Source organism: Muriicola jejuensis, assembly GCF_010671595.1.
GTDB classification, from domain to species: domain Bacteria; phylum Bacteroidota; class Bacteroidia; order Flavobacteriales; family Flavobacteriaceae; genus Muriicola; species Muriicola jejuensis.
The window spans coordinates 217210-237647 of sequence record NZ_JAABOP010000004.1 but is presented as its reverse complement, the minus strand read 5'-3'; the positions used below and the strand labels follow the sequence as shown (position 1 = coordinate 237647).

The following is a 20438-nucleotide window of genomic DNA, read 5'->3' as shown; positions in this document are numbered from 1 at the left end:
CTTCCAGAACCTTATGTATAAACCCCGAATTGTCAATACACCTGAGCGGAGACTGATTGGTTTCCGTACTACCATGAGCCTGGCTGAATTTAATATTGCTGAGCCGTGGGGACGATTTATGCCAAGAAGACAGGAGATTTCCGGGCAACTAAGCAGTCATCTTATTTCAATGACCCTTTATCCTGCGGGATATTTTGAAAGATTGGATCTTAGGAACTCTTTTGAAAAATGGGCAACCATGGAGGTGTCTAATGACCTGGAGGTTCCTTCCGGTATGGATGAGGTGGTAATTCCCCCGGGACTCTATGCACTTTTTCTGTATAAAGGTCCCTCATCAGACAGAGCCGTATTTCAATATATCTTTAACACATGGTTGCCTGGATCGGGATACGAACTCGATGACCGGCCTCATTACGAGATCTTAGGGGAGAAGTACCGCAATAACGACCCCGAATCCGAAGAAGAGATCTGGATCCCTATCCGCGAAATGAATCAGTAAGGAAGTCCTTCCCTGACTTTGATCTTTCCGGAGCGAACCAGATTGGGATCCGAAAGAGCTTAAAAATTCGTATATTTAGATATACATAAACTTCTAGTAATGAGCATTTCCTTAAAAAATATCGGTTTTATTGCGCTGGGCACCGCCCTTGTACTTTGCATCCCTCTTCTGGCGATGCAGTTCACCCAGGAGGTCCGATGGAGCACTTCTGATTTTGTCGTGGCAGGGATCTTGTTATTCGGGCTGGCATTCCTGTGCGACCTTACCTGGAGGAATATCGGGAATCGGACATTCAGGACCCTTTTGCTCATAGGAATTATCCTCTTGTTTTTCCTGACTTGGGCTGAGTTGGCCGTAGGTGTTTTCGGTACTCCTTTCGCTGGTAGCTAAGAAAAGAAATTACCTCCATGTCTCCCAATGGGCCGGATCCCATACAGTAATTGATTTCTGATCCTATTTTTATAGGTTGATAGAGCCTGGTTAAGGAAAGAAATTGTCTCCATCTCACTCCGCTTATTAGTATTTTACCGCGTACTTTTGCTTTATGGAATACTGGTACTATTATCCCCTCTTGGTAGTGGTGGGTTTTATCGTCGGTTTTATCAACACCATAGCCGGAGGTGCCTCCCTGATCTCCTTGCCGGTATTGATCTTTATGGGTTTACCGCCCTCCGTAGCTAATGGTACAAATCGGGTAGCTATTGCGTTCCAAACGGCTATTGGGGTGGCTGGATTTAAAAGTAAGGGCGTGTCCACCTTTCCCTTCAATGTATACCTGGGGATCTCGGCCCTTTTGGGTTCTATCCTGGGGGCTTCCATTGCCGTGGATATAAAGGGAGAGACGTTTAACCGTATCCTGGCCATCATTATGATTGCGGTGGTCCTCATCATCGTGTTCAAGCCCAAGATCAACCTGGAGAACGTACAGGAACGCCTGACGGGGAAATACCTCTGGCTGGGCATGCTCGCATTTTTCTTTATTGGGATCTACGGGGGGTTCATCAACGCCGGGATCGGATTTGTGATCCTCTTGTTTCTTCATTACTTTCACAAGATGAGCCTGGTCAGGGCCAATGCCACCAAGGTGGCCGTGGTCTGCATCTATACTCTTGCCGCTTTGGCGGTCTTTGTGTACAACGATAAGGTGATCTGGCAGGTAGGGGCAGTTCTGGCCATTGGAAACGGCTTAGGGGCCTGGTTCTCTAGTCGGGTTTCTGTAAAAAAAGGAGACGGGTTCATCAAGACCTTTCTGGTGATTATGGTCATAGCGATGGCGATTAAATTATGGTTTTTTACTTGAGCATATGGATAGTATTGAAAAGCTAAAATGGCGGTATGCGGTCAAGAAATTCGATTCAGGGGCGATCCTCGAACAGGAAAAGATAGACCGGCTCATCCATGCCTTTAACCTGACGGCCACCTCCTATGGTCTGCAGCCTATCAGGCTGGTCGTACTCAAAAACAAAGAGATTCAGGGGCGTCTGGTGAAACATACCTACGGACAACAACAGGTGGGCCAGGCCTCTCACGTGCTGGTCATTTGTATTGAGACGAACGTCGACCAGGAATACATCACACAATATTTCGAAAGGGTGAAGTCAGTCCGTGGAACCCCTGAGCAAATACTTACCCCGTTTAAAAAAGCACTGGTAGACAGTTTTTCCCAAAAACAGACCGAGGAGATCAGGCAATGGGCTACCAACCAGGCTTATCTGGCCATGGGTAACCTGCTTACGGTATGTGCACTCGAGGAGATCGATGCCTGCCCTATGGAAGGTTTTGATCCCGGCTCCTATGATGAGGTGCTCGACCTGAAACCACAAAACCTGACCTCTGTATTGGTCCTTCCTGTTGGGAAAAGGGCGGAGGATGATTTTTTCTCTACCCTCAAAAAGGTCAGGCGGGACCTCTCAGAAACCATCATTCATATAGAGTAATATGCCGGGATTTGAGATGTTTGGAGCCCTGGAACGGGCCGAAGTGCAAGATGTTTTAGACTCTGGCGTCCTCATGCGCTATGGCTTTGACGGCATGCGCAACGGCCACTGGAAGGCTAAGGAGCTTGAAAAGGCTCTGGCTGCCCGAATGGAAACCAGATACGCCCAGGTGGTAAGCAGTGGTACGGCTGCCCTCACGGTGGCACTGGCCAGTGCTGGGATAGGGGCAGGGGATGAGGTCATTATTCCCACCTTCACTTTTGTGGCCAGCTTTGAGGCTGTTTTATCCGTGGGAGCCATCCCTGTCCTCGCTGACATCGATGATACGCTCTGCCTGAATCCGGAGGCCGTAGAGAAGGCCATTACCGAAAGGACCAAAGCGGTCATGCCGGTGCATATGTGCGGCTCCATGGCCGATCTCCGCCCCCTCAAAACCATCTGTGAAAAGCGAGGACTCCTACTGATCGAGGATGCATGCCAGGCCATTGGAGGCAGTTATGAAGGAAAACCGCTGGGGAGTTACGGAAACCTTGGGTGTTTTTCCTTCGACTATGTAAAGACCATCACCTGTGGAGAGGGAGGCGCCCTTATCACAGATAATGAAGCTTATTATCTCAATGCAGACCACTATTCGGACCACGGCCATGACCATGTGGGAAGTGACCGGGGGGCCGAGACCCATCCCTTCCTCGGGTATAATTTCAGGATCTCTGAATTGAATGCTGCGGTGGGGGTGGCACAGGTCAGGAGGTTGGACGATTTCCTGAGGATACAGGAAAAGCACTACAGGATCCTGGAAAGGGCTGTTGCCGGGCTCGAGGGAATCACCTTGAGGAGGGTGCCTGAAACGGGTATACAGAACTATTCCTTCCTGAATTTCTTTATGCCCTCTGAAAACCTTGCGCGGAAATCTCATAAGGCCCTCCTAAAAGCTGGTATAGATGGCTGTTTCTACTGGTATGACAACAACTGGCACTACTACAGAAAATGGGAGCACCTTACAGGAGCTAAAAGTCTGGGGCCGCTAGGGGGGGAGGTTAAAAGTTATTTGGACCGTCTCCAAAGCCAGGTCTTTTCGGATTCCGATCACTGGATGGGCAGGAATATCTCATGCCTTGTTAAACTGGGCTGGAATGAAGAGGAAGTGGAGCAGAGGGCTGCAGCCATGCACAAAACACTCAGTGAGGTGTTGACAACGGTTTAATAGGGGACATATTCCACGATCTCCAGGCCATACCCTACGATACCCACCCTTTTGGTCTGCCCACTATTAGTCAGGATGCGCATCTTGCAGATGTGCAGGTCGTGGAGGATCTGTGCCCCGATCCCGAAATCCTTGGTATCCATGTCTATTCCCGGGGCTTTCATCATCCCCTTGGCCTGGTTTTCCTTCAGACCTTTGAGTCGACTCAGCAAATTCAGTGATTCACTGGTTTGGTTGATGAAGACAATGGCTCCCGTTCCTTCCTGGTTGATAGCCTGGAACATATCGTCCAGCTTTTTTTCGGCATTGTTGGTGAGGGTACCTAAGATATCGTTGTTGACCAGGGTGGAGTTGATCCTGGTCAGTACGGCGTCATTCCGTTTCCAGAACCCTTTGGTCAGTGCGATATGTACCTGTTCATTGGTGGTCTGCTGGTAGGCGTGAAGGGTGAATTTTCCGAATCGCGTTTCTACATCAAAACATTCCTTTTTTACGATCAGGCTGTCATGCTGCATGCGGTAGGCCACCAGGTCCTCTATCGAGATGAGTTTCAGATCGAATTTTCTGGCGACCTCCACCAGGTGTGGAAGCCTGGCCATGGTCCCATCCTCATTGAGGATCTCCACGAGGATCCCTGCGGGCTGAAATCCTGCCAGTCGGGCCAGGTCTACTGCTGCTTCGGTATGGCCGGTCCTGCGAAGCACACCGCCGTTCTTCGCCCTCAGGGGGAAGATATGGCCGGGCCTGCCCAGTTCATGGGCTTTTGTATTGGGGTCGACCAGCGCCTTGATGGTCTTGGCCCTGTCGTGGACCGAAATACCCGTGGTACACCCATGCCCGATAAGGTCTACCGAGACCGTGAACTGGGTGTGATGCATTACCGTATTGTTCTGTACCATCATGGTCAGATCCAGTTCTTCGCATCTCGCCTCTGTCAGGGGTGTGCAGATCAATCCCCTCCCGTGTTTGGCCATGAAGTTGATCATCTCGGGACTCGCCATCTCGGCTGCCGCTATAAAATCGCCTTCGTTCTCCCTGTTCTCATCATCGACTACTATGACGACCTTTCCCTTGCGGATGTCCTCAATGGCTTCTTCGATGGTATTCAGTTCTATTTTCTTCTCCTTGCTAACCATCATGGGGTTTTGCGTTTAAATCTTTTGCGAATTCCTTCGGCCATGGTATCCCACACGTGTCCAAAACTCATCAATCCCCGATCGGCCGTGGCCCTTCGCGTGAGAAATATCCCCAAAGGTAACATTATTAGGGTAGATAACCACGCCCCCAGAACAGGGTGTATATTGCCTTCTTTGGCGTAATTGCCTGCAAACACGCCGATAAAGTAATAGGTCAGGAACAACACGATGGCGATCACCATGGGAAGGCCTAGGCCTCCTTTCCTGATGATCGCACCCAAGGGTGCGCCCACGAAGAACAGGATGATGCAGGAAAGCGCCAGGGCGTATTTTTTATGCAGAGACAGAATATGCATATTGTAGATCTTGTACTTGTTCTCAATGTCCTGTTTCTTTCCACTCACAGAATTCAGGATATTGGAGATAGCATTGGAAGCCGAACTGATGATCTGCCGCTGCTGGTATTCCTGGTAAAGGCCCAGGATGTCTGCGGTATTTGCGACCCTTTCCTCAGTCTTTAAACCTGCTGGCAAAGAATCTCTTTGGGGGGCCGTGTAGGATTCGGCCGTTAGGGAGTCATTCTCAGCCAGGGGGGTAAATGCCCCCAGCCTGGTGACGATGTTCTTGGAAAAGGCACCTACTACGGTCAGGTTGTTCTCCCGGATGGAATCTATATCCTTTTTAAGCCGGGAGATGTTCTTCATCTTATCGGTCCGGATGTTGCGTTCTTCCTCCAGGTCCTGTGTGTTTTCCGGAACCTCAATATTGATGGTGTAGGTGTCGAATTTCGCCTTGGCAAAGGGGAAGTGCTTGCGATCTTCGGCGGCGTTGGGAACCAGTTCCTCGTAGTAATATCCGTCTGAGAGGACCAACTGGATAATATCAGATTCTTCGCTGCTGATCAGTTCACCCGTATTGGCCTTGATCACGGTATTGTTTTTCTGAAGGTTGGATTTTTTGTGGATGATCACGTTTTGCAGATACTTGTCGTTATCTCCGAATTTGTTGTCCACCTTGATGTTCATCCCCTCGAAATCACTGAAAACACCTTCTTCAATGACAGCCGCGGGTTTTACCTTGGCTATGTTCCTGCGGAGGTTATAGATTTTCTGTTCAGATGCCGGTATAACCGTATTGGCGAAATAAAAGGTCACCCCTCCGAGAATGGTCACCAGTGCGATGAGGCTCAGCATAGATCGCTGCAGGGAGATCCCGGATGCCTTCATGGCGGCGAATTCGTAATTCTCGGCCATTGCCCCGAACGTAAGGATAGAAGAAAGCAGGACGGTGAGTGGGAGTACCTTTTCCGTCAAATTTGGCATCAGGTAAAAGAGAAATTTCCCGATGATGATGATATCCAGCCCCTTCCCGGCTATATCGTCAATGAAGAGCCATATCGTCTGGAAGATGAAAATGAACATCAGGATCACAAACGAACTTAGGAAGTTGTAAAGGAACCGACTGAGTATATACTGGTCTAGGATCCGCAAGATGCTAGTTTCTAATTATATAGTAGCCCTCTTCTTCGTATTTGGCCTCGTTAAAAGTAAACAAGGTTTTTGACAACGGCTGGTTGGTTTTAAAAGAATTAACAGTGATGGTGGTCTTGGTACCGTTCTTCCCCGTTTCGATGAGTTTGTAGATATGTTTGGTCTGGGCATCTATCCCCAGGAGGATATTTGAGATCTCCGAATGCGTGTCAATGGGTGTGAGTTTGACATACTGTATCTTTCTGCCCTGTACGTTCTGCAGGATGTCCCAGGCGTAATTGTACCCTTTTTTATAAAAGGTCAGCAGTTTGGATGGGGTGATGGTATTTTCGTCATCGGAGGGGTTCTCAATGGTCACCTCCTCGTTCTCCGGGACAACGGTATAGACCTTTTTTCCGTCGAAAAGCTGCTGTGAACCCAGATAGTTGAAAAGGTATTTGTCTCCCTGTATGGTAACATCCCCCCGGGTTTCCTGGTTGATATTGGCCTCTTTGTTCTCCAGGGTATATCTAAAGTTCACCTCTATATTGTCATAGCCCTGTACCTTGTTGTACACCTCGTCCAGAAGCGCCTTTGCCTTGGCTGCCTCCTGGGCAGACATTTGGAATCCCAGGTTCAGGATCACCGATAGAATGATAATTTTTTTCATCTTTTATTTGGTTTCTTCATTCAACATTTTTTCCAGGGTATAGATATCCGGAACTAATACCGCGCGGGCTTTACTGCCTTCAAAAGGGCCCACAATGCCCGCTGCTTCCAGCTGATCGATGATACGGCCGGCCCTGTTATACCCCAGCTTTAGCTTGCGCTGGATCAGGGAGGCCGATCCCTGCTGGGCGGTGACGATCACCTCCGCGGCATCCCGGAACATGGCATCCCTTTCCGATATATCATAATCAATACCTGTGCCAGAGTCTTCCCCGGAATATTCGGGTAACAAATGGGCGCTGGCATACCCCCGTTGCGATCCAATATATTCTGTGATCTTAGCCACTTCGGGAGTATCTACAAAGGCACATTGTATGCGGGTGATGTCATTTCCCTGGGTAAAGAGCATGTCCCCACGGCCAATAAGCTGGTCGGCACCCTGAAAATCAAGGATGGTGCGGGAATCGATCTTGGAGGTCACCCTGAAAGCGATCCTGGCCGGGAAGTTGGCCTTGATAATACCGGTTATGACATTGACCGACGGGCGCTGGGTGGCGATAATCAGATGGATCCCAATGGCCCTGGCCAACTGTGCCAGCCTGGCAATGGGGGTTTCCACCTCCTTGCCGGCGGTCATGATCAGGTCGGCGAACTCGTCGATCACCAGCACGATATAGGGCAAAAAGGTGTGGCCGTCATTGGGGTTTAGCTTTCGGGCCTTAAATTTTACGTTGTATTCCTTGATGTTCCTCACCATGGCCAGTTTCAGCAGCTCGTACCGGTTGTCCATTTCTATACAAAGGGAATTCAGGGTGTGGATGACCTTGGTATTGTCCGTAATGATCGCTTCTTCCGAGTCAGGCAGTTTAGCCAGGTAATGCCTTTCGATCTTGTTGTAGAGGGTGAGCTCTACCTTTTTGGGGTCGACCAGGATAAACTTGACCTCTGCTGGGTGTTTTTTGTAGAGCAGGGAGGTGAGCACAGCATTGAGCCCGACGGATTTTCCCTGTCCGGTGGCCCCCGCCATGAGGAGGTGGGGCATTTTAGCCAGATCCACCACAAAGGTCTCATTGCTGATGGTCTTTCCAAAGGCGATGGGCAGTTGCATTTCCGCTTTCTGGAATTTGCTTGAAGCTATGACAGACCTCATGGAAACCGTGGTCGCTTTTTTATTGGGTACCTCGATACCGATGGTCCCCTTTCCGGGGATGGGTGCAATGATACGGATCCCCAGGGCAGCCAGGGAGAGGGCTATGTCGTCTTCCAGGTTCTTGATCTTCGAGATGCGGATCCCGGCATCCGGGACGATCTCATACAAGGTAACGGTAGGCCCTATGGTGGCTTTGATCTGTGCGATCCCGATCTTGTAATTCTTGAGGGTCTCGACGATCTTGTTCTTGTTTTCTTCCAGTTCCTCCTGGTTGATGGTGATCCCTCCGGTGGATCCATGGGGGTCCAGCAGGTCGAGGTGCGGAAACTTGTAATTGCTCAATTCGAGTGTAGGGTCGAATTCCCCGAAATCGGCCACGAGTTTCTCCGACAACAGATCGCTTTCTTCCTTCTCTTCGGCCACAGTGTTGACCTCCATGGCGATATCATCTTCGTCTGTATCTGTCTTACCCCCTTGTGTCTTGGGACTTTCCTCCATCACCGGATCGAGATGGGGAATATCTTTTTTATGCGTATAGGTGTCGAGGATCACTTCGGTTTCTTCTTCTGTTTCCACAGGACCTGTTCCGGACGGAGAGTTTTTTTTGAAATCGGCCGCAACAGAAGCTGATTTGCTCCTGAAGAAACGGGCGACACCTTCCGGGGTGAGTTTAAACAGCCTGACCAGGATCACGGTAAGAGCAAATAAGAGGATAAGGAATACCCCGATCTTACCGGTATAGTCCTGCAGGAACCTACTCATTTCGTATCCCACCAGGCCGCCGAGTAAAGGTTGAGTATCGGCAAAGAATCCGAGGGCAATTGCAACCCAGATCAAAAGGACCAGCCCCCAGATCCATTTATTCCAGAGGTTTTTTAAGGGTAGACTGAGGAAAAGGTAGAGTCCATTAAGACACATCAGGAATGGCAGGATAAAGGATGCGAGTCCGAAACCTTTGTACATGATGTAATGGCTTACACTGGCCCCGAATTTGTTCAGGAGGTTTTTTGCCTGTTCGTTCCTGTTTGCGAATTCGGTCAGCAGGCTTTGGTCATCCTGCCAGGTAAAGTAAAAGGAGATAAAGGAAAAGAACAGGGCAATGCTCAGAAAAATCAGCAGGCTTCCCAGAATGATCTTGTTCTGTCTGGAAAGTCGGAGGGAAACTCTTTTTTTGGAAGCCGTAGGTTTAGACTTTTTTTTCTTCGTCGCCATTAATGCATGCTGTTCATGGTGTAAAAATACAAATTTAGGTAGGACGCCAACCGGATGGTTTCCCTAAAAAATTCTGGGGACATAGATGATCAGGCCCACTATGGAAGCCGCTATGGCAGCAAACATTACCGCCCCGGCGGAAATGTCCTTGATGAACCCGATTTTGGGATCACGGTCCGGCTGAATATAGTCAGAGAGTTTTTCCACGGCCGTATTGACGCCCTCAATACCCATCACAAGGCCAATGGCCAGGGTTTGGGAGATCCATTCAATAGGGGATATCCCGAAGTAGAATCCGGCTGCAGTGATCAGGATGGAAATGCAAAATTGAACCTGAATGCTGCTCTCTGTCCTGAGGAGTAGCAATGCCCCTTTAAAGGCGTAATAAAAGCCTTTGAACCTGTTCCTGATCAGCGATTCCTCAGCCATGTTGAAGGGCTTTAAGAGCGGCTTCGTAATCGGGTTCACTTCCGATATTTTTGACCATTTCCGTGTAGATAACCCTTCCTTTTTCATCGATCACTACCACAGCCCTGGTAAGGAGGCTTTCAAAAGGTCCGTCTTTGAAACGCAGGCCGTAATCATCTCCAAAACCCTTGTCTTTATAATCGCTAAGCATCACCACCCGGTCAATGCCTTCAGCCCCGCAGAATCTGCTTTGGGCAAAGGGAAGATCGCGGGAGATGCACAAAACAACCGCATCCTTTATCCTCGCTGCCAGGCTGTTAAAAGAGCGAACGGATTGTGCACAGGTCCCTGTATCTACCGAGGGAAAAATATTGAGCACTACTTTTTTTCCGCTGAAATCTCCCAGGCGGGCCTGTGAGAGATCTCTTTTTGTGAGATCGAAATCCGGGGCTTTGCTACCCACCTCTGGTAACTCGCCACAAGTGTTGGCTGCAGTACCGGTAAATTGAATTGATGCCATAGGTAAATAGGACTTTTTAAGGCCCGAAATTAGGAAAATTTACGCGTATTTAAACGATGCGAGCCATTCTTCCCAATACTCAGGAGAAAAAAGGTATTCACCATGAGGGCTTATCCTGCCGCACTGGTGCTCAATTGTTTGATCTTGATCTTAAGGGCTGCAAAGATCAAAGTCATGATCGGACTCAGCCAGTTGAAGATGGCATAAAGAAAATATTCGGCCACACTAACACCCAGGACACCGCTGTGATAGGCCCCACAGGTGTTCCAGGGGATAAGCACCGAGGTCACCGTCCCGGAATCCTCCAGGGTCCTGCTTAAATTCTCAGGGGCAAGGCCACGGTCCTCATAGGCTTTTGCGAACATCTTTCCGGGTACCACAATGGCCAGATATTGGTCTGAAGCGGTGATGTTCAGGGCTATACAACTCCCCACCGTGCTTGCGAAAAGCCCGAAGGTGGTCTTGGCAAGGGATAAGAGGGATTTTGTGATGCGGGACAGGGCCCCGATCCCATCCATGATACCCCCGAACACCATGGCGCAGACGATCAGCCAGATAGTACCCAGCATCCCTGCCATTCCCTTGGCAGAGAATAGGTCGTTCAGTGCTGGATTATCTGTGGCAATGGAGGTGTTAATGGTAATGGCATTGAGGATCCCCTTGTACCCCGATTCAAAGGTGAGTTCGCTGGCACCGGTCAGTCCGGCTACGATTCCGGGTTGGAAGATCAGGGCGAAAACCCCACCCAGAAGGGTTCCGATAAGCAAGGCCATCAGGGGAGGGGCTTTTTTTACGATGAGCAGGATGACGACCACGGGGACTATAAAAAGCCAGCCGTTGATCTCAAAGGCGGCGTCTATGGATGAAAGTATACTGGCCGTATCAGCCACCCCTGTGGTATCCAGGTTCAGCCCTATAATCACGAAAACCAATAAAGTAATGGATATGGTAGGCACGGTGGTGATGGTCATATATCGGATATGCCCAAATAAGTCGCCCCCGGCCATAGCGGGAGCCAGGTTGGTCGTATCGGACAAAGGCGACATCTTATCTCCGAAATAAGCCCCGGACAGGACGGCACCGGCGGTCATCCCGAGGGAAATCCCCAGGGCTTCCCCTATGCCTATCAGGGCGATCCCTACGGTGGCCGCTGTGGTCCAGCTGCTCCCTGTCGCAATGGAGATGATCGCACATATGATCACACAGGCGGCGAGGAAAATAGTGGGATTGAGGATCTGCAGGCCGTAGTAGATCATGGCGGGGATGATCCCGCTAACGAGCCAGGTACCTGCCAGGGCTCCCACCATCAGTAGGATCAGCAGGGCCCCTGTGGTCGACTTCACATTCTCGGCAACTTCGGCTAACATCTGTTTGTAGGAGACCTTGTTGAAAATCCCCACTACCGCGGCAACAGCCCCTCCCATAAGAAGGATGAACTGGTTGGAGCCGCTGATGGCGTTATCTCCAAAGACGTAGACATTATAGGCCAGCATGCCTACCAGGGCGACCACCGGGATCAAAGCCTCCCAGATATTGAGTTCTCTATTGTCTACAATGTGTTCGTTCTCCCTGTGGGCATTAGATTTTTTGGCCGCCATCTACCGCTTTTTAGTTTGGCGGTAATATTACAATTTTACATACGGTTCTGCAAACCTCTTAATGGGCCACTAGACAGAGACCGTATCGGCACTGAGGATTCCAAGCTGTATCATGCAGGCCTTCATCATGGAATAGGTGCGGTGGATATCATTGTCCAGACCTATGGAAAAACGGATCAGCCCATCCGTAAGTCCCATCGATTTTTGTTCTTCTTCGGGGATCTCCGAAGAAGTGGAGGTTCCGGGAGCGCTAAAAAGAGTTTTGTAAAAACCAAGGCTTACAGCCAGGTAGCCCAGGTTCTTCTTTTGCATAAGTTCCATGAGTTTATTAGCCCTTTCCAGGCTGCCTACATCGATCGTCAGTATCCCTCCATAACCAAATTCGGAAGAAAACTGTTTTTTCATCAGGCTGTGCCCGGGATGGGAAGGAAGCCCTGGGTAAACGACCCTAAGACCGTCTTTTTCGAAATTCTTTGCCAGATATAAGGCATTCTCGCTGTGCTTTTTCATCCGGATATGCAGAGTTCGCATGTTTTTGAGGATGGATGCGGCCCTCAGGCTGTCCAGCGTACTTCCGAGCAACATCCCCGCCCCATTGTTCACGTCCTTCAAAGCCAGGCAGAAATCCTTGGTTCCACAGACCACCCCTGCCACACAATCACTGGTCCCGTTGATGAATTTGGTAAGGCTGTGAATGACCACATCGGCCCCCAACTTTGCAGGGGCAATGGACAGAGGGGAGAAGGTATTGTCTACCACGAGCGGAATATTTTTCTTTTTAGCCAGTTTAGAAATCGCCCTGATGTCTGCCACTTCCAGAAGTGGGTTGCTTACGGACTCGCAGTAGATCATCTTCGTATTGGCGGTAATGGCCTTTTCAACGGCGTCGGGTGAAGTGATGTCCACAAAGGAGGTATGGATGTCAAATTTTTTCAGAAAGTTCTTCATGAAGGCATAAGTACCCCCGTAGATGGTCCTGCTGCTTACTATATGGTCCCCGGCATTACAGAGCTGAAGGATCACTGCGGTGATCGCCCCCATACCGCTGGCCGTCACATTGGCTGTTTCCGTACCTTCCAGGGCAGCCAGGGCTTCCCCGAGGTAGAGGTTGGAGGGAGATGAATGACGGCTGTAGAGATAACAGCCTTCCGTATTGCCTTCAAAGGTGTCGAACATGGTCTTGGCAGACAGGAAGGTATAGGTGGAGGAATCCGAAATGGAGGGGTTCACGCCTCCAAATTCTCCGAAATTATGCAGGTCCTGAATATTGTCTGTAGCTGTCTTACTCATGTCTTTTGTTTTTTGTAAAAATACCAAGATTAGGAATAAATATCAATAAGATTTTGGAATAATAGAATAATAATCTTTATAAATGTATATTAGTAGAATATTATTAATCTAATTTCCGTAGGGGCCCGTGTGCCCCGAATGAATATCAGTAGCATATGGACGATACAGACATCCGATTGCTGGGACTTCTTCAGAAGGACTGCAAGCGAACGACCAAGGCATATGCCCTTGATCTTGGACTTTCGACCACAGCGGTGTACGAAAGGATCAAAAGACTGGAAAGAGAGGGTGTGATCAGTAACTATGTCGCCCTGCTCAACAAGCAGGTCGTGGGAATGGATTTCACCGTACTTTGTCATGTGAAATTGAGCAGGCACATCAAGGAATACGTTCTTCAGTTCGAACGTGAAGTGCAGCAGCTGGAGGCGGTCACCGAGTGTTTTCACGTGAGTGGGGATTACGATTACATTCTCAAGATCCACGTGGCCAATATGGCGGCCTACAGGGATTTTATGGTCAACAAGCTAACAGCCCTGAACAATATCGGAAGTACGCAGAGCTCCTTCGTGATCAACGAGGTTAAAGCCTCAACCGCCATTGCCCTGGGTTGAGGATCCGTGTGGCCAAAACCAAAAACATTCGTATTTTTGACTCCCGGGAAAATTAGAATTCCCTCACTTATTAGTTAATATCTAAATCATCCTTATGTCTCAATTTGATGTGGCCGTAATCGGCTCCGGACCCGGAGGGTATGTGGCGGCCATTCGCTGCGCCCAGCTGGGAATGAAAACTGCTATCGTGGAGAAATATTCAACCCTTGGAGGCACATGCCTCAATGTGGGTTGTATCCCATCCAAGGCTCTCCTGGATTCCAGCCATCATTACGAAGATGCCGTAAAGCATTTTGAGGAGCACGGAATTGAAATCCCGGGGGAGGTAAAGGTGAACCTTGAGAAGATGATAAGTCGCAAACAGGGTGTAGTAGACCAAACCACCAAGGGGATTCAGTTTTTGATGGACAAAAACAAGATCGAGGTGTTCCAGGGCACCGGCAGTTTTAAGGATGCCACCCATATAGAAGTAACGCCTTCCAAAGGAAAATCGACTACCCTTGAGGCGAAAAACATCATCATAGCTACGGGTTCCAAACCGGCCTCCCTTCCGTTCATCACCTTAGACAAAGAACGTATTATAACTTCAACGGAGGCGCTGGAACTTAAGGAAATACCCAAGCATATGATCATCATAGGCGGCGGTGTGATTGGCCTGGAACTGGGGCAGGTGTACAGTCGACTTGGCGCTGACGTGAGCGTCGTTGAATTTATGGACCGCATTATCCCAGGGATGGACGGAGCCCTGTCCAAGGAGCTCATGCGCGTGCTCAAAAAGCAAAAAGTAAAGTTTTATCTGTCCCACAAAGTGAAATCCGTTAAAAGAAAGGGAAAGACTGTTACGGTGATAGCAGACGATCCCAAAGGAGGGGAATTGTCCCTCGAAGGGGATTACTGTCTGGTTTCTGTGGGAAGAAGGCCCTATACGGACGGACTCAACGCTGAAGCGGCAGGGGTCAAGGTAGACGACAAGGGGAGAATAGAGGTCAATGACCACCTTCAGACCAATGTTTCGAACATCTATGCCATAGGCGATGTGGTGCGCGGCGCCATGCTTGCCCACAAAGCCGAGGAAGAAGGCACCATGGTGGCCGAGATCCTGGCGGGGCAAAAACCCCATATTGACTACAACCTGATCCCGAATGTTGTCTATACCTGGCCGGAGGTCGCTTCGGTGGGCAAGACGGAGGAACAGCTCAAGGAAAGCGGGATCGCCTATAAGTCCGGGCAGTTTCCCATGCGCGCTCTTGGAAGAGCCCGGGCAAGTATGGATATAGATGGTTTCGTCAAGATCCTGGCCGACAAGAACACTGATGAGGTCTTAGGCGTCCATATGATAGGTGCAAGATGTGCGGACCTGATCACAGAGGCGGTCACGGCCATGGAATTCCGGGCTTCGGCAGAAGATATTTCGAGGATGAGTCACGCCCATCCCACTTATGCGGAAGCTGTAAAGGAAGCGGCCCTGGCTGCAACTGCAGACCGAGCCCTGCACGTGTAGTAGTTTTAACCTTTACTTACATTAAGTAATCTCAAAACTCTGTCCTGCAGCAGGATAAGAAATTGTGACGCTAGGTAATACGCCCGGAGGAACACTTCTTTTCCTGCCTGTTTTGTAAGTGTGATCTGTTCCTTGATCCAGGTCTCGTGCTTGTCGTATTGAAGGGCTGCAAAAGAGCAGGATACCATAAAAAGAATGGCGCCGGGGATTATTATTACCGGAGCCAGACTATGGTCAAAGAATCTGTACAGACCGAGACCTGTAAAACTTCCATACAGGATGATAAAGTGGATCACATAGATGGAAAGGGTGTTCTGGCCCAGACGCAGGAGTGTACTGTTGACCAGCCATTGCCGCAGTATCATAAATACAGCAAAAACGATCATAACATTCCCCAATCTGATAAAGAGGTAATTATTGGAAACGACATCCAGGAAGAGGGTGAAACCGCTCCATTCATACAGGTAACTGAAGAAAGGGGAGGAGTAATAGACCAGGCAGAGCCCTGTGATCAGGGACAGCCAGATGGCATTCACATAAATGGCGCTGTGGGTGTGGTACTTCCTGAACATTACCGCGAGAAAGGCTCCGAAAGCGGTATAACCCACCCAGGGTATGATGGTAAAGACCGAACCGTTGCTCCTTGTAAAATAGTTGGCCAGGGCTTCCGGGAATCCGGAAAAGGTCCAGCTGGCGTACATAGGCTCAAATAGGAACAATAACAGGGTGATGGAAAGAAGGGAAAGGGGAAGAACCCATTTCTTCATGGCAGAGGTCAAAAGATATACTCCTATGATCACCATGATCGAAATTCCGATGCAGTGAAGGACATCAACCAGGAAGAACGCCTTGTAGAGCTTGCCTTGAAAGAAACCGGAAAGGTTGAGACGAAGCAAATATCCGATCAGCAAAAGTTGCAGACCCCTCCGGATGCCTTTTCGTATGCGGGGATTTTCGAATCCTTTCTGGGGTACCCGAATTAGTAAATACGTAAAAATAAATCCAGAAACGGTAAAGAACACAGGGGCTGTGATCCCCCTGAAATACTTCCATACAGAATAGAAGCCGTTACCGGGATCCCTGTATACGGGGTCGAGCAGCCCATCCACAAAATGCCCCTGAAGCATCATAAGGATGGCCCAGGCCCTCATGGCGTCAATGAAATGAAGTCTGTTGGTCTTACTCTCCATATACTACTACCCCTATATACTCCCTTTTAGGGGTCCCTGGATCTTTCAAGGCGCAAAATTAGCTAAATTGTTCCCAATTCATTCTTTTTTAGGATATTTTCGTCTACAAATTATTTAACGAATCATGAGCAACATACTCGCCTTTGCAGGCAGCAATTCTTCCACTTCCATAAATTATCAACTCGTAAAATACACAGCGGGTTTGATCAAAGGTCACAGGATACAGACCATGGACATGGCGATGTTCGATCTGCCTATGTTCAGCGTCGACATCGAAAAAGAACATGGATACACCAATTCCCTGGCTGAACTCAGGGACGATATCCATACCTCGGATGGTCTGCTTCTTTCTGTCAACGAGCATAATGGCAACCCTTCCGCCTATTTCAAGAACCTTGTCGACTGGCTGAGTCGACTCGAACTCAATTTTCTGGACGGGACAAAGATCTTCCTGATGAGTACTTCCCCTGGGAAACGTGGGGCAGCCTCTTCCCTCTCTATTACTGAGAACCTCCTGCCTAAGTTTGGTGGGGAGATAGTAGCTACATTTTCCCTTCCTTCATTCAGACACAATTTTGAATCGGGAAAAGGTATAACGGACCCTGAACTGGCCGATAAGCACCGGCAGGCCCTGGATAAATGGTTGAAAAGCTTATAAATACCGAATCAGCTGAAGCCATAAGAGTCAGCGAACTTAAGGTTCCACACCTTTCTTTCATACCTTTGTAGGGTGACAGACGCATTCAGGGAACATATCGTAAAGTCCTTCCCACAGATCCTGGAGAATCCCGTGATCATAGCGTGCAGTGGAGGCGTAGACAGTGTGGTTCTCTCCCACCTGTGTGAACGCTGTGGTCTGGATTTTGCTCTGGCCCATTGCAACTATCACCTCAGGGGAGAAGACAGCGATGAGGATCAGCGTTTTACGAGCAACCTGGCAGATTCCCTGGGAGTAAGGTATTTCACCATTTCCTTTGATACCGAGGCATATGCCTCAGCCCATAAGTTGTCGATTCAGATGGCAGCAAGGGAATTGCGTTACCGGTGGTTCAGTGAATTACTATCCACCCAGGGATACTCATGCCTGCTCACCGCCCATCACCTGGACGATGCCCTGGAAACCTTTGTCATCAACCTATCCCGGGGCACAGGATTGGAAGGCCTTACCGGGATCCCTGCTGAGACGGATAAGGTGGTCCGGCCGCTCCTTCCTTTTACCCGTGATGAGATCCTTGTGTTTGCAAAAGAGCAGGGGATCCAATGGAGGGAAGACCATAGCAATGAGGAGACCAAATATCTCCGGAATAAAATCAGACATGAGCTCGTCCCTGTGCTCAGGGAACTGCATCCTACCTTCCAGAGGAATTTCAGAAAGACCCTGAGGTTCCTCACCCATACCTCTGCGATGCTGTCGAATTACATTGATGGCCTCAGGGAGGAAATATTCGAACCCTATCAGGATGGGTACAGGATCTCCCTGAATGAGTTGGAGGATTTTGAGCCTCTGGAGGCCTATCTGTACGAACTTTTTAAACCATACGGATTTACTTCCTGGGGGGATATCGCAGGCCTTACCAATAGCCTGAGCGGGAAGGAAGTGAGATCATCCACCCACCGACTGATCAAGGACAGGGAACATCTCATTCTGCAGGAATTCCAGAGTAAGCCAGCCGAATCGGAGGAAAGGGAGATCTCCCTGGATACCGGAGACCTTCCTCTGGGCCTCAAAGTGGAGCAGGTGATGGAGATAGAGGAAAAGAACAACACCATACTATATGTTGATAAAGAAACGTTAAACGATACGTTGACTGTCAGGAAATGGCAAAAAGGCGACTACTTTTATCCCCTGGGAATGGATGGCAAAAAAAAGGTCTCCAAATTTTTTAAGGACGAGAAAATGGATGCCGTGGCCAAACAGAAGCAGTGGCTCCTTTGCTGCGGAGACCAGATCGTATGGATCATAGGCAGGAGGGCCGATGACCGGTTTAAGATCACTGCCGACACAAAGGAAATTCTCAAGATCACAACGAACGAATGAAACGGATACTCACCGGTTTTGCACTTTTATTCTCCTTTCTGACATCCATGGCACAGGAAGGACAGGATCCCGTAGCGTGGACACAGGAACTCATTCCTGCAGGCGATCAGGAATATGAGCTGGTCATGAAGGCCTCTATTGAGGAGGGCTGGCATGTCTATTCCCAATTCACGGCCGAAGGGGGTTCCCTCCCAAGTGAATTTACCTACGTGAACGCAGGCATTGACTTTGAACTCCTGGGAGGCACCCTGGAAAGTAAGACTGAAAAGGCCTATAGCGAGATCTTTGAGGTGGAAGAAACCTTTTTTAAGAAAGAGGCCATATTCAGGCAAAAGATCCGATTGCTCGATCCGGAGGTCAGGCAGATACAGGTAGAACTATTTTACCAGGTCTGCAAGGAGGTCTGCATCCCACAGGATAAGGTCTTTTACTTCTCCCTGGATGGGCAGGAGATCATCGTGGACCAGGAAACATTGGACCAGGAGAGTATAGCCATGGCCGAGGCCCTTAAACTGGACCTCAAGAATAAAGAGGCCCTGCAGGAGGTGGGATCAGACGCGGGAGGTAATGACAGCAGCCTGATGGTGATCTTTGGACTGGGATTTCTAGGGGGGCTGATCGCCCTGCTCACGCCATGTGTGTTCCCCATGATACCTCTGACGGTCTCCTTTTTTACCAAGAAATCCCGTACCCGTTCCAAGGGGATCATCGATGCCTCTCTCTACGGATTTTTTATCATACTGATCTATTTTCTTCTCAGCTTGCCTTTTCACATCTTCGACTCGGTGGATTCGCAGATCCTGAACACCATAGCGACCAATATCTGGCTCAATCTGTTCTTTTTCCTGGTTTTTGTATTCTTTGCCTTTTCCTTTTTCGGATATTATGAATTAACCCTTCCCAGCAGCTGGGCGAACAGGATGGATTCTGCTTCCAACAGTGTCGGAGGGGGCCTGGGGATCTTTTTTATGGCCGTTACCCTGGCCATCGTTTCCTTCTCCTGTACAGGGCCTATTCTGGGGGGGCTATTGGGGAGTACCGCCCTGGCCGAAGGAGATGTTGCCATGAACCTGTCGGCCGGGATGCTGGGATTTGGTGTGGCCCTTGCCCTGCCGTTTGCCCTCTTTGCCCTTTTTCCGGCCTGGCTTCAGACCCTGCCAAAATCGGGGGGCTGGATGACTACGGTCAAAGTAGTTTTGGGTTTTCTCGAACTAGCCCTTGCCTTCAAGTTCCTTTCTAATGCAGACCTCGTTGGGAACTGGGGTATTTTTAAACGGGAGATCTTCCTGGGGATCTGGATCCTGATCTTCTTTTTGCTCAGTCTCTACCTTTTTGGCGTTTTGAGATTCCCCCATGATGAAACTGATTCAAAAATTTCCAATACCCGAAAGGTCACCGGCCTGCTTTCATCTGCGTTTTGTTTGTATTTACTGCTGGGAACCTTCCAGGTTACGAATCTGAAATTACTGAGTGGCTTTCCTCCCCCGGATTTTTATACGCTCGCAGAACAGGAAAGTGATTGTCCGTTGGGCATATCCTGTTTCAAGGATTTTGAGAGCGGCAGGCTGTACGCCCAGAAAGTGAATAAACCCATTCTCCTCGATTTTACCGGATGGGCCTGTGTGAATTGCAGGAAAATGGAAGAACATGTGTGGAGTGATCCTGAGGTGTTCCGCTTGCTCAACGAGGAAGTGGTGCTGATATCGCTTTATGTGGATGACCGCAAGTCACTTCCGGAAGGTGAAAGGTTTAAATTTCGGTTCGATTCAGGAAGGGTAAAGGCCATTGATGCCGTAGGCGAAAAATGGGGTACCTTCCAGACCATTAATTTCAATGCCGCCTCTCAGCCCTATTACGTAATGCTGTCACCAGACCTCTATGTACTGAATCCCTCCATTCAGAATACGGACAGTGATACCTACGAACGCTGGATAAAAGAAGGGTTGCAGAATTTCCGTACGTATCAGCGAAATATTGCGGTAAGTAATCGATAGGCGTATTGTGGG

Annotated in this window: 19 protein-coding genes; 10 read left to right on the top strand and 9 right to left on the bottom strand. The window is 49.3% G+C overall.

Going from position 1 to position 20438, the window contains the following annotated elements; all coding sequences use genetic code 11:
• Nucleotides 1-13 precede the first annotated feature (13 nt).
• The 5 genes from GWK09_RS12950 to GWK09_RS12930 all read left to right on the top strand — a co-directional run bounded on the left by GWK09_RS12950 (nt 14) and on the right by GWK09_RS12930 (nt 3640).
• Complete coding sequence (locus tag GWK09_RS12950) at nt 14-499, top strand: GyrI-like domain-containing protein (RefSeq protein WP_163693882.1); 486 nt, start codon at nt 14-16, stop codon at nt 497-499.
• Nucleotides 500-598: 99 nt separating this feature from the next.
• Complete coding sequence (locus GWK09_RS12945) at nt 599-889, top strand: hypothetical protein (RefSeq protein WP_163693881.1); 291 nt, start codon at nt 599-601, stop codon at nt 887-889.
• 154 nt (nt 890-1043) lie between these two features.
• A complete protein-coding gene (locus GWK09_RS12940; RefSeq protein WP_163693880.1) occupies nt 1044-1799 on the top strand; it encodes a sulfite exporter TauE/SafE family protein in 756 nt (251 codons plus the stop codon).
• Nucleotides 1800-1803: 4 nt separating this feature from the next.
• The gene (locus tag GWK09_RS12935; RefSeq protein ID WP_163693879.1) at nt 1804-2436 is read left to right on the top strand and encodes a nitroreductase family protein; all 633 of its coding nucleotides are present in this window, start codon (nt 1804-1806) and stop codon (nt 2434-2436) included.
• Nucleotide 2437: 1 nt separating this feature from the next.
• Nucleotides 2438-3640, top strand: coding sequence for a DegT/DnrJ/EryC1/StrS family aminotransferase (locus GWK09_RS12930; RefSeq protein ID WP_163693878.1), 1203 nt, complete (start codon nt 2438-2440; stop codon nt 3638-3640).
• On the opposite strand, the gene ribB is transcribed toward GWK09_RS12930, so the two are convergent.
• The 8 genes from ribB to GWK09_RS12890 form a co-directional block, all read right to left on the bottom strand.
• The gene (ribB, locus tag GWK09_RS12925) at nt 3637-4779 is read right to left on the bottom strand and encodes a 3,4-dihydroxy-2-butanone-4-phosphate synthase (RefSeq protein WP_163693877.1); all 1143 of its coding nucleotides are present in this window, start codon (nt 4777-4779) and stop codon (nt 3637-3639) included. The two genes, GWK09_RS12930 and ribB, sit on opposite strands and share 4 nt — an antisense overlap.
• Nucleotides 4776-6197, bottom strand: coding sequence for an LptF/LptG family permease (locus GWK09_RS12920; RefSeq protein ID WP_394367582.1), 1422 nt, complete (start codon nt 6195-6197; stop codon nt 4776-4778). Before GWK09_RS12920 ends, ribB begins: the two co-directional genes overlap by 4 nt.
• A gap of 73 nt (nt 6198-6270) precedes the next feature.
• Complete coding sequence (locus GWK09_RS12915; RefSeq protein ID WP_163693875.1) at nt 6271-6915, bottom strand: LolA family protein; 645 nt, start codon at nt 6913-6915, stop codon at nt 6271-6273.
• Nucleotides 6916-6918: 3 nt separating this feature from the next.
• Entirely contained in the window at nt 6919-9276 is a 2358-nt protein-coding gene (locus tag GWK09_RS12910; RefSeq protein WP_163693874.1) for a DNA translocase FtsK, read from the bottom strand.
• Nucleotides 9277-9339: 63 nt separating this feature from the next.
• Entirely contained in the window at nt 9340-9705 is a 366-nt protein-coding gene (locus GWK09_RS12905; protein WP_163693873.1) for a diacylglycerol kinase family protein, read from the bottom strand.
• Nucleotides 9698-10204, bottom strand: a complete 507-nt coding sequence (tpx, locus tag GWK09_RS12900; RefSeq protein WP_163693872.1) for a thiol peroxidase — start codon at nt 10202-10204, stop codon at nt 9698-9700. The genes GWK09_RS12905 and tpx overlap by 8 nt, the downstream gene beginning before the upstream one ends.
• A gap of 110 nt (nt 10205-10314) precedes the next feature.
• On the bottom strand, nt 10315-11802 hold the full coding sequence (nhaC, locus tag GWK09_RS12895; protein WP_163693871.1) for a Na+/H+ antiporter NhaC: 1488 nt from the start codon (nt 11800-11802) through the stop codon (nt 10315-10317).
• Between the two features lie 69 nt (nt 11803-11871).
• Nucleotides 11872-13092, bottom strand: coding sequence for an aminotransferase class I/II-fold pyridoxal phosphate-dependent enzyme (locus tag GWK09_RS12890; protein ID WP_163693870.1), 1221 nt, complete (start codon nt 13090-13092; stop codon nt 11872-11874).
• Between the two features lie 155 nt (nt 13093-13247).
• Between GWK09_RS12890 and GWK09_RS12885 the strand changes: the two genes are divergently transcribed.
• Both GWK09_RS12885 and lpdA read left to right on the top strand, forming a co-directional pair.
• Nucleotides 13248-13703, top strand: a complete 456-nt coding sequence (locus GWK09_RS12885) for an Lrp/AsnC family transcriptional regulator (protein WP_163693869.1) — start codon at nt 13248-13250, stop codon at nt 13701-13703.
• A 94-nt stretch (nt 13704-13797) separates the two neighbouring features.
• A complete protein-coding gene (gene lpdA, locus GWK09_RS12880) occupies nt 13798-15204 on the top strand; it encodes a dihydrolipoyl dehydrogenase (protein WP_163693868.1) in 1407 nt (468 codons plus the stop codon).
• Nucleotides 15205-15209: 5 nt separating this feature from the next.
• On the opposite strand, the gene GWK09_RS12875 is transcribed toward lpdA, so the two are convergent.
• Nucleotides 15210-16394 carry a heparan-alpha-glucosaminide N-acetyltransferase domain-containing protein gene (locus GWK09_RS12875; protein ID WP_163693867.1) on the bottom strand — a complete coding sequence of 395 codons (1185 nt, stop codon included), beginning with the start codon at nt 16392-16394 and terminating at the stop codon, nt 15210-15212.
• 124 nt (nt 16395-16518) lie between these two features.
• On the opposite strand from GWK09_RS12875, the gene GWK09_RS12870 reads away from it, so the two are divergent.
• From GWK09_RS12870 to GWK09_RS12860, 3 genes are all read left to right on the top strand, one after another.
• On the top strand, nt 16519-17052 hold the full coding sequence (locus tag GWK09_RS12870) for an NADPH-dependent FMN reductase (RefSeq protein WP_163693866.1): 534 nt from the start codon (nt 16519-16521) through the stop codon (nt 17050-17052).
• 72 nt (nt 17053-17124) lie between these two features.
• A complete protein-coding gene (gene tilS / locus GWK09_RS12865) occupies nt 17125-18432 on the top strand; it encodes a tRNA lysidine(34) synthetase TilS (protein ID WP_163693865.1) in 1308 nt (435 codons plus the stop codon).
• Nucleotides 18429-20426 carry a protein-disulfide reductase DsbD family protein gene (locus tag GWK09_RS12860; RefSeq protein ID WP_163693864.1) on the top strand — a complete coding sequence of 666 codons (1998 nt, stop codon included), beginning with the start codon at nt 18429-18431 and terminating at the stop codon, nt 20424-20426. Before tilS ends, GWK09_RS12860 begins: the two co-directional genes overlap by 4 nt.
• The last annotated feature ends 12 nt before the right edge of the window (nt 20427-20438 follow it).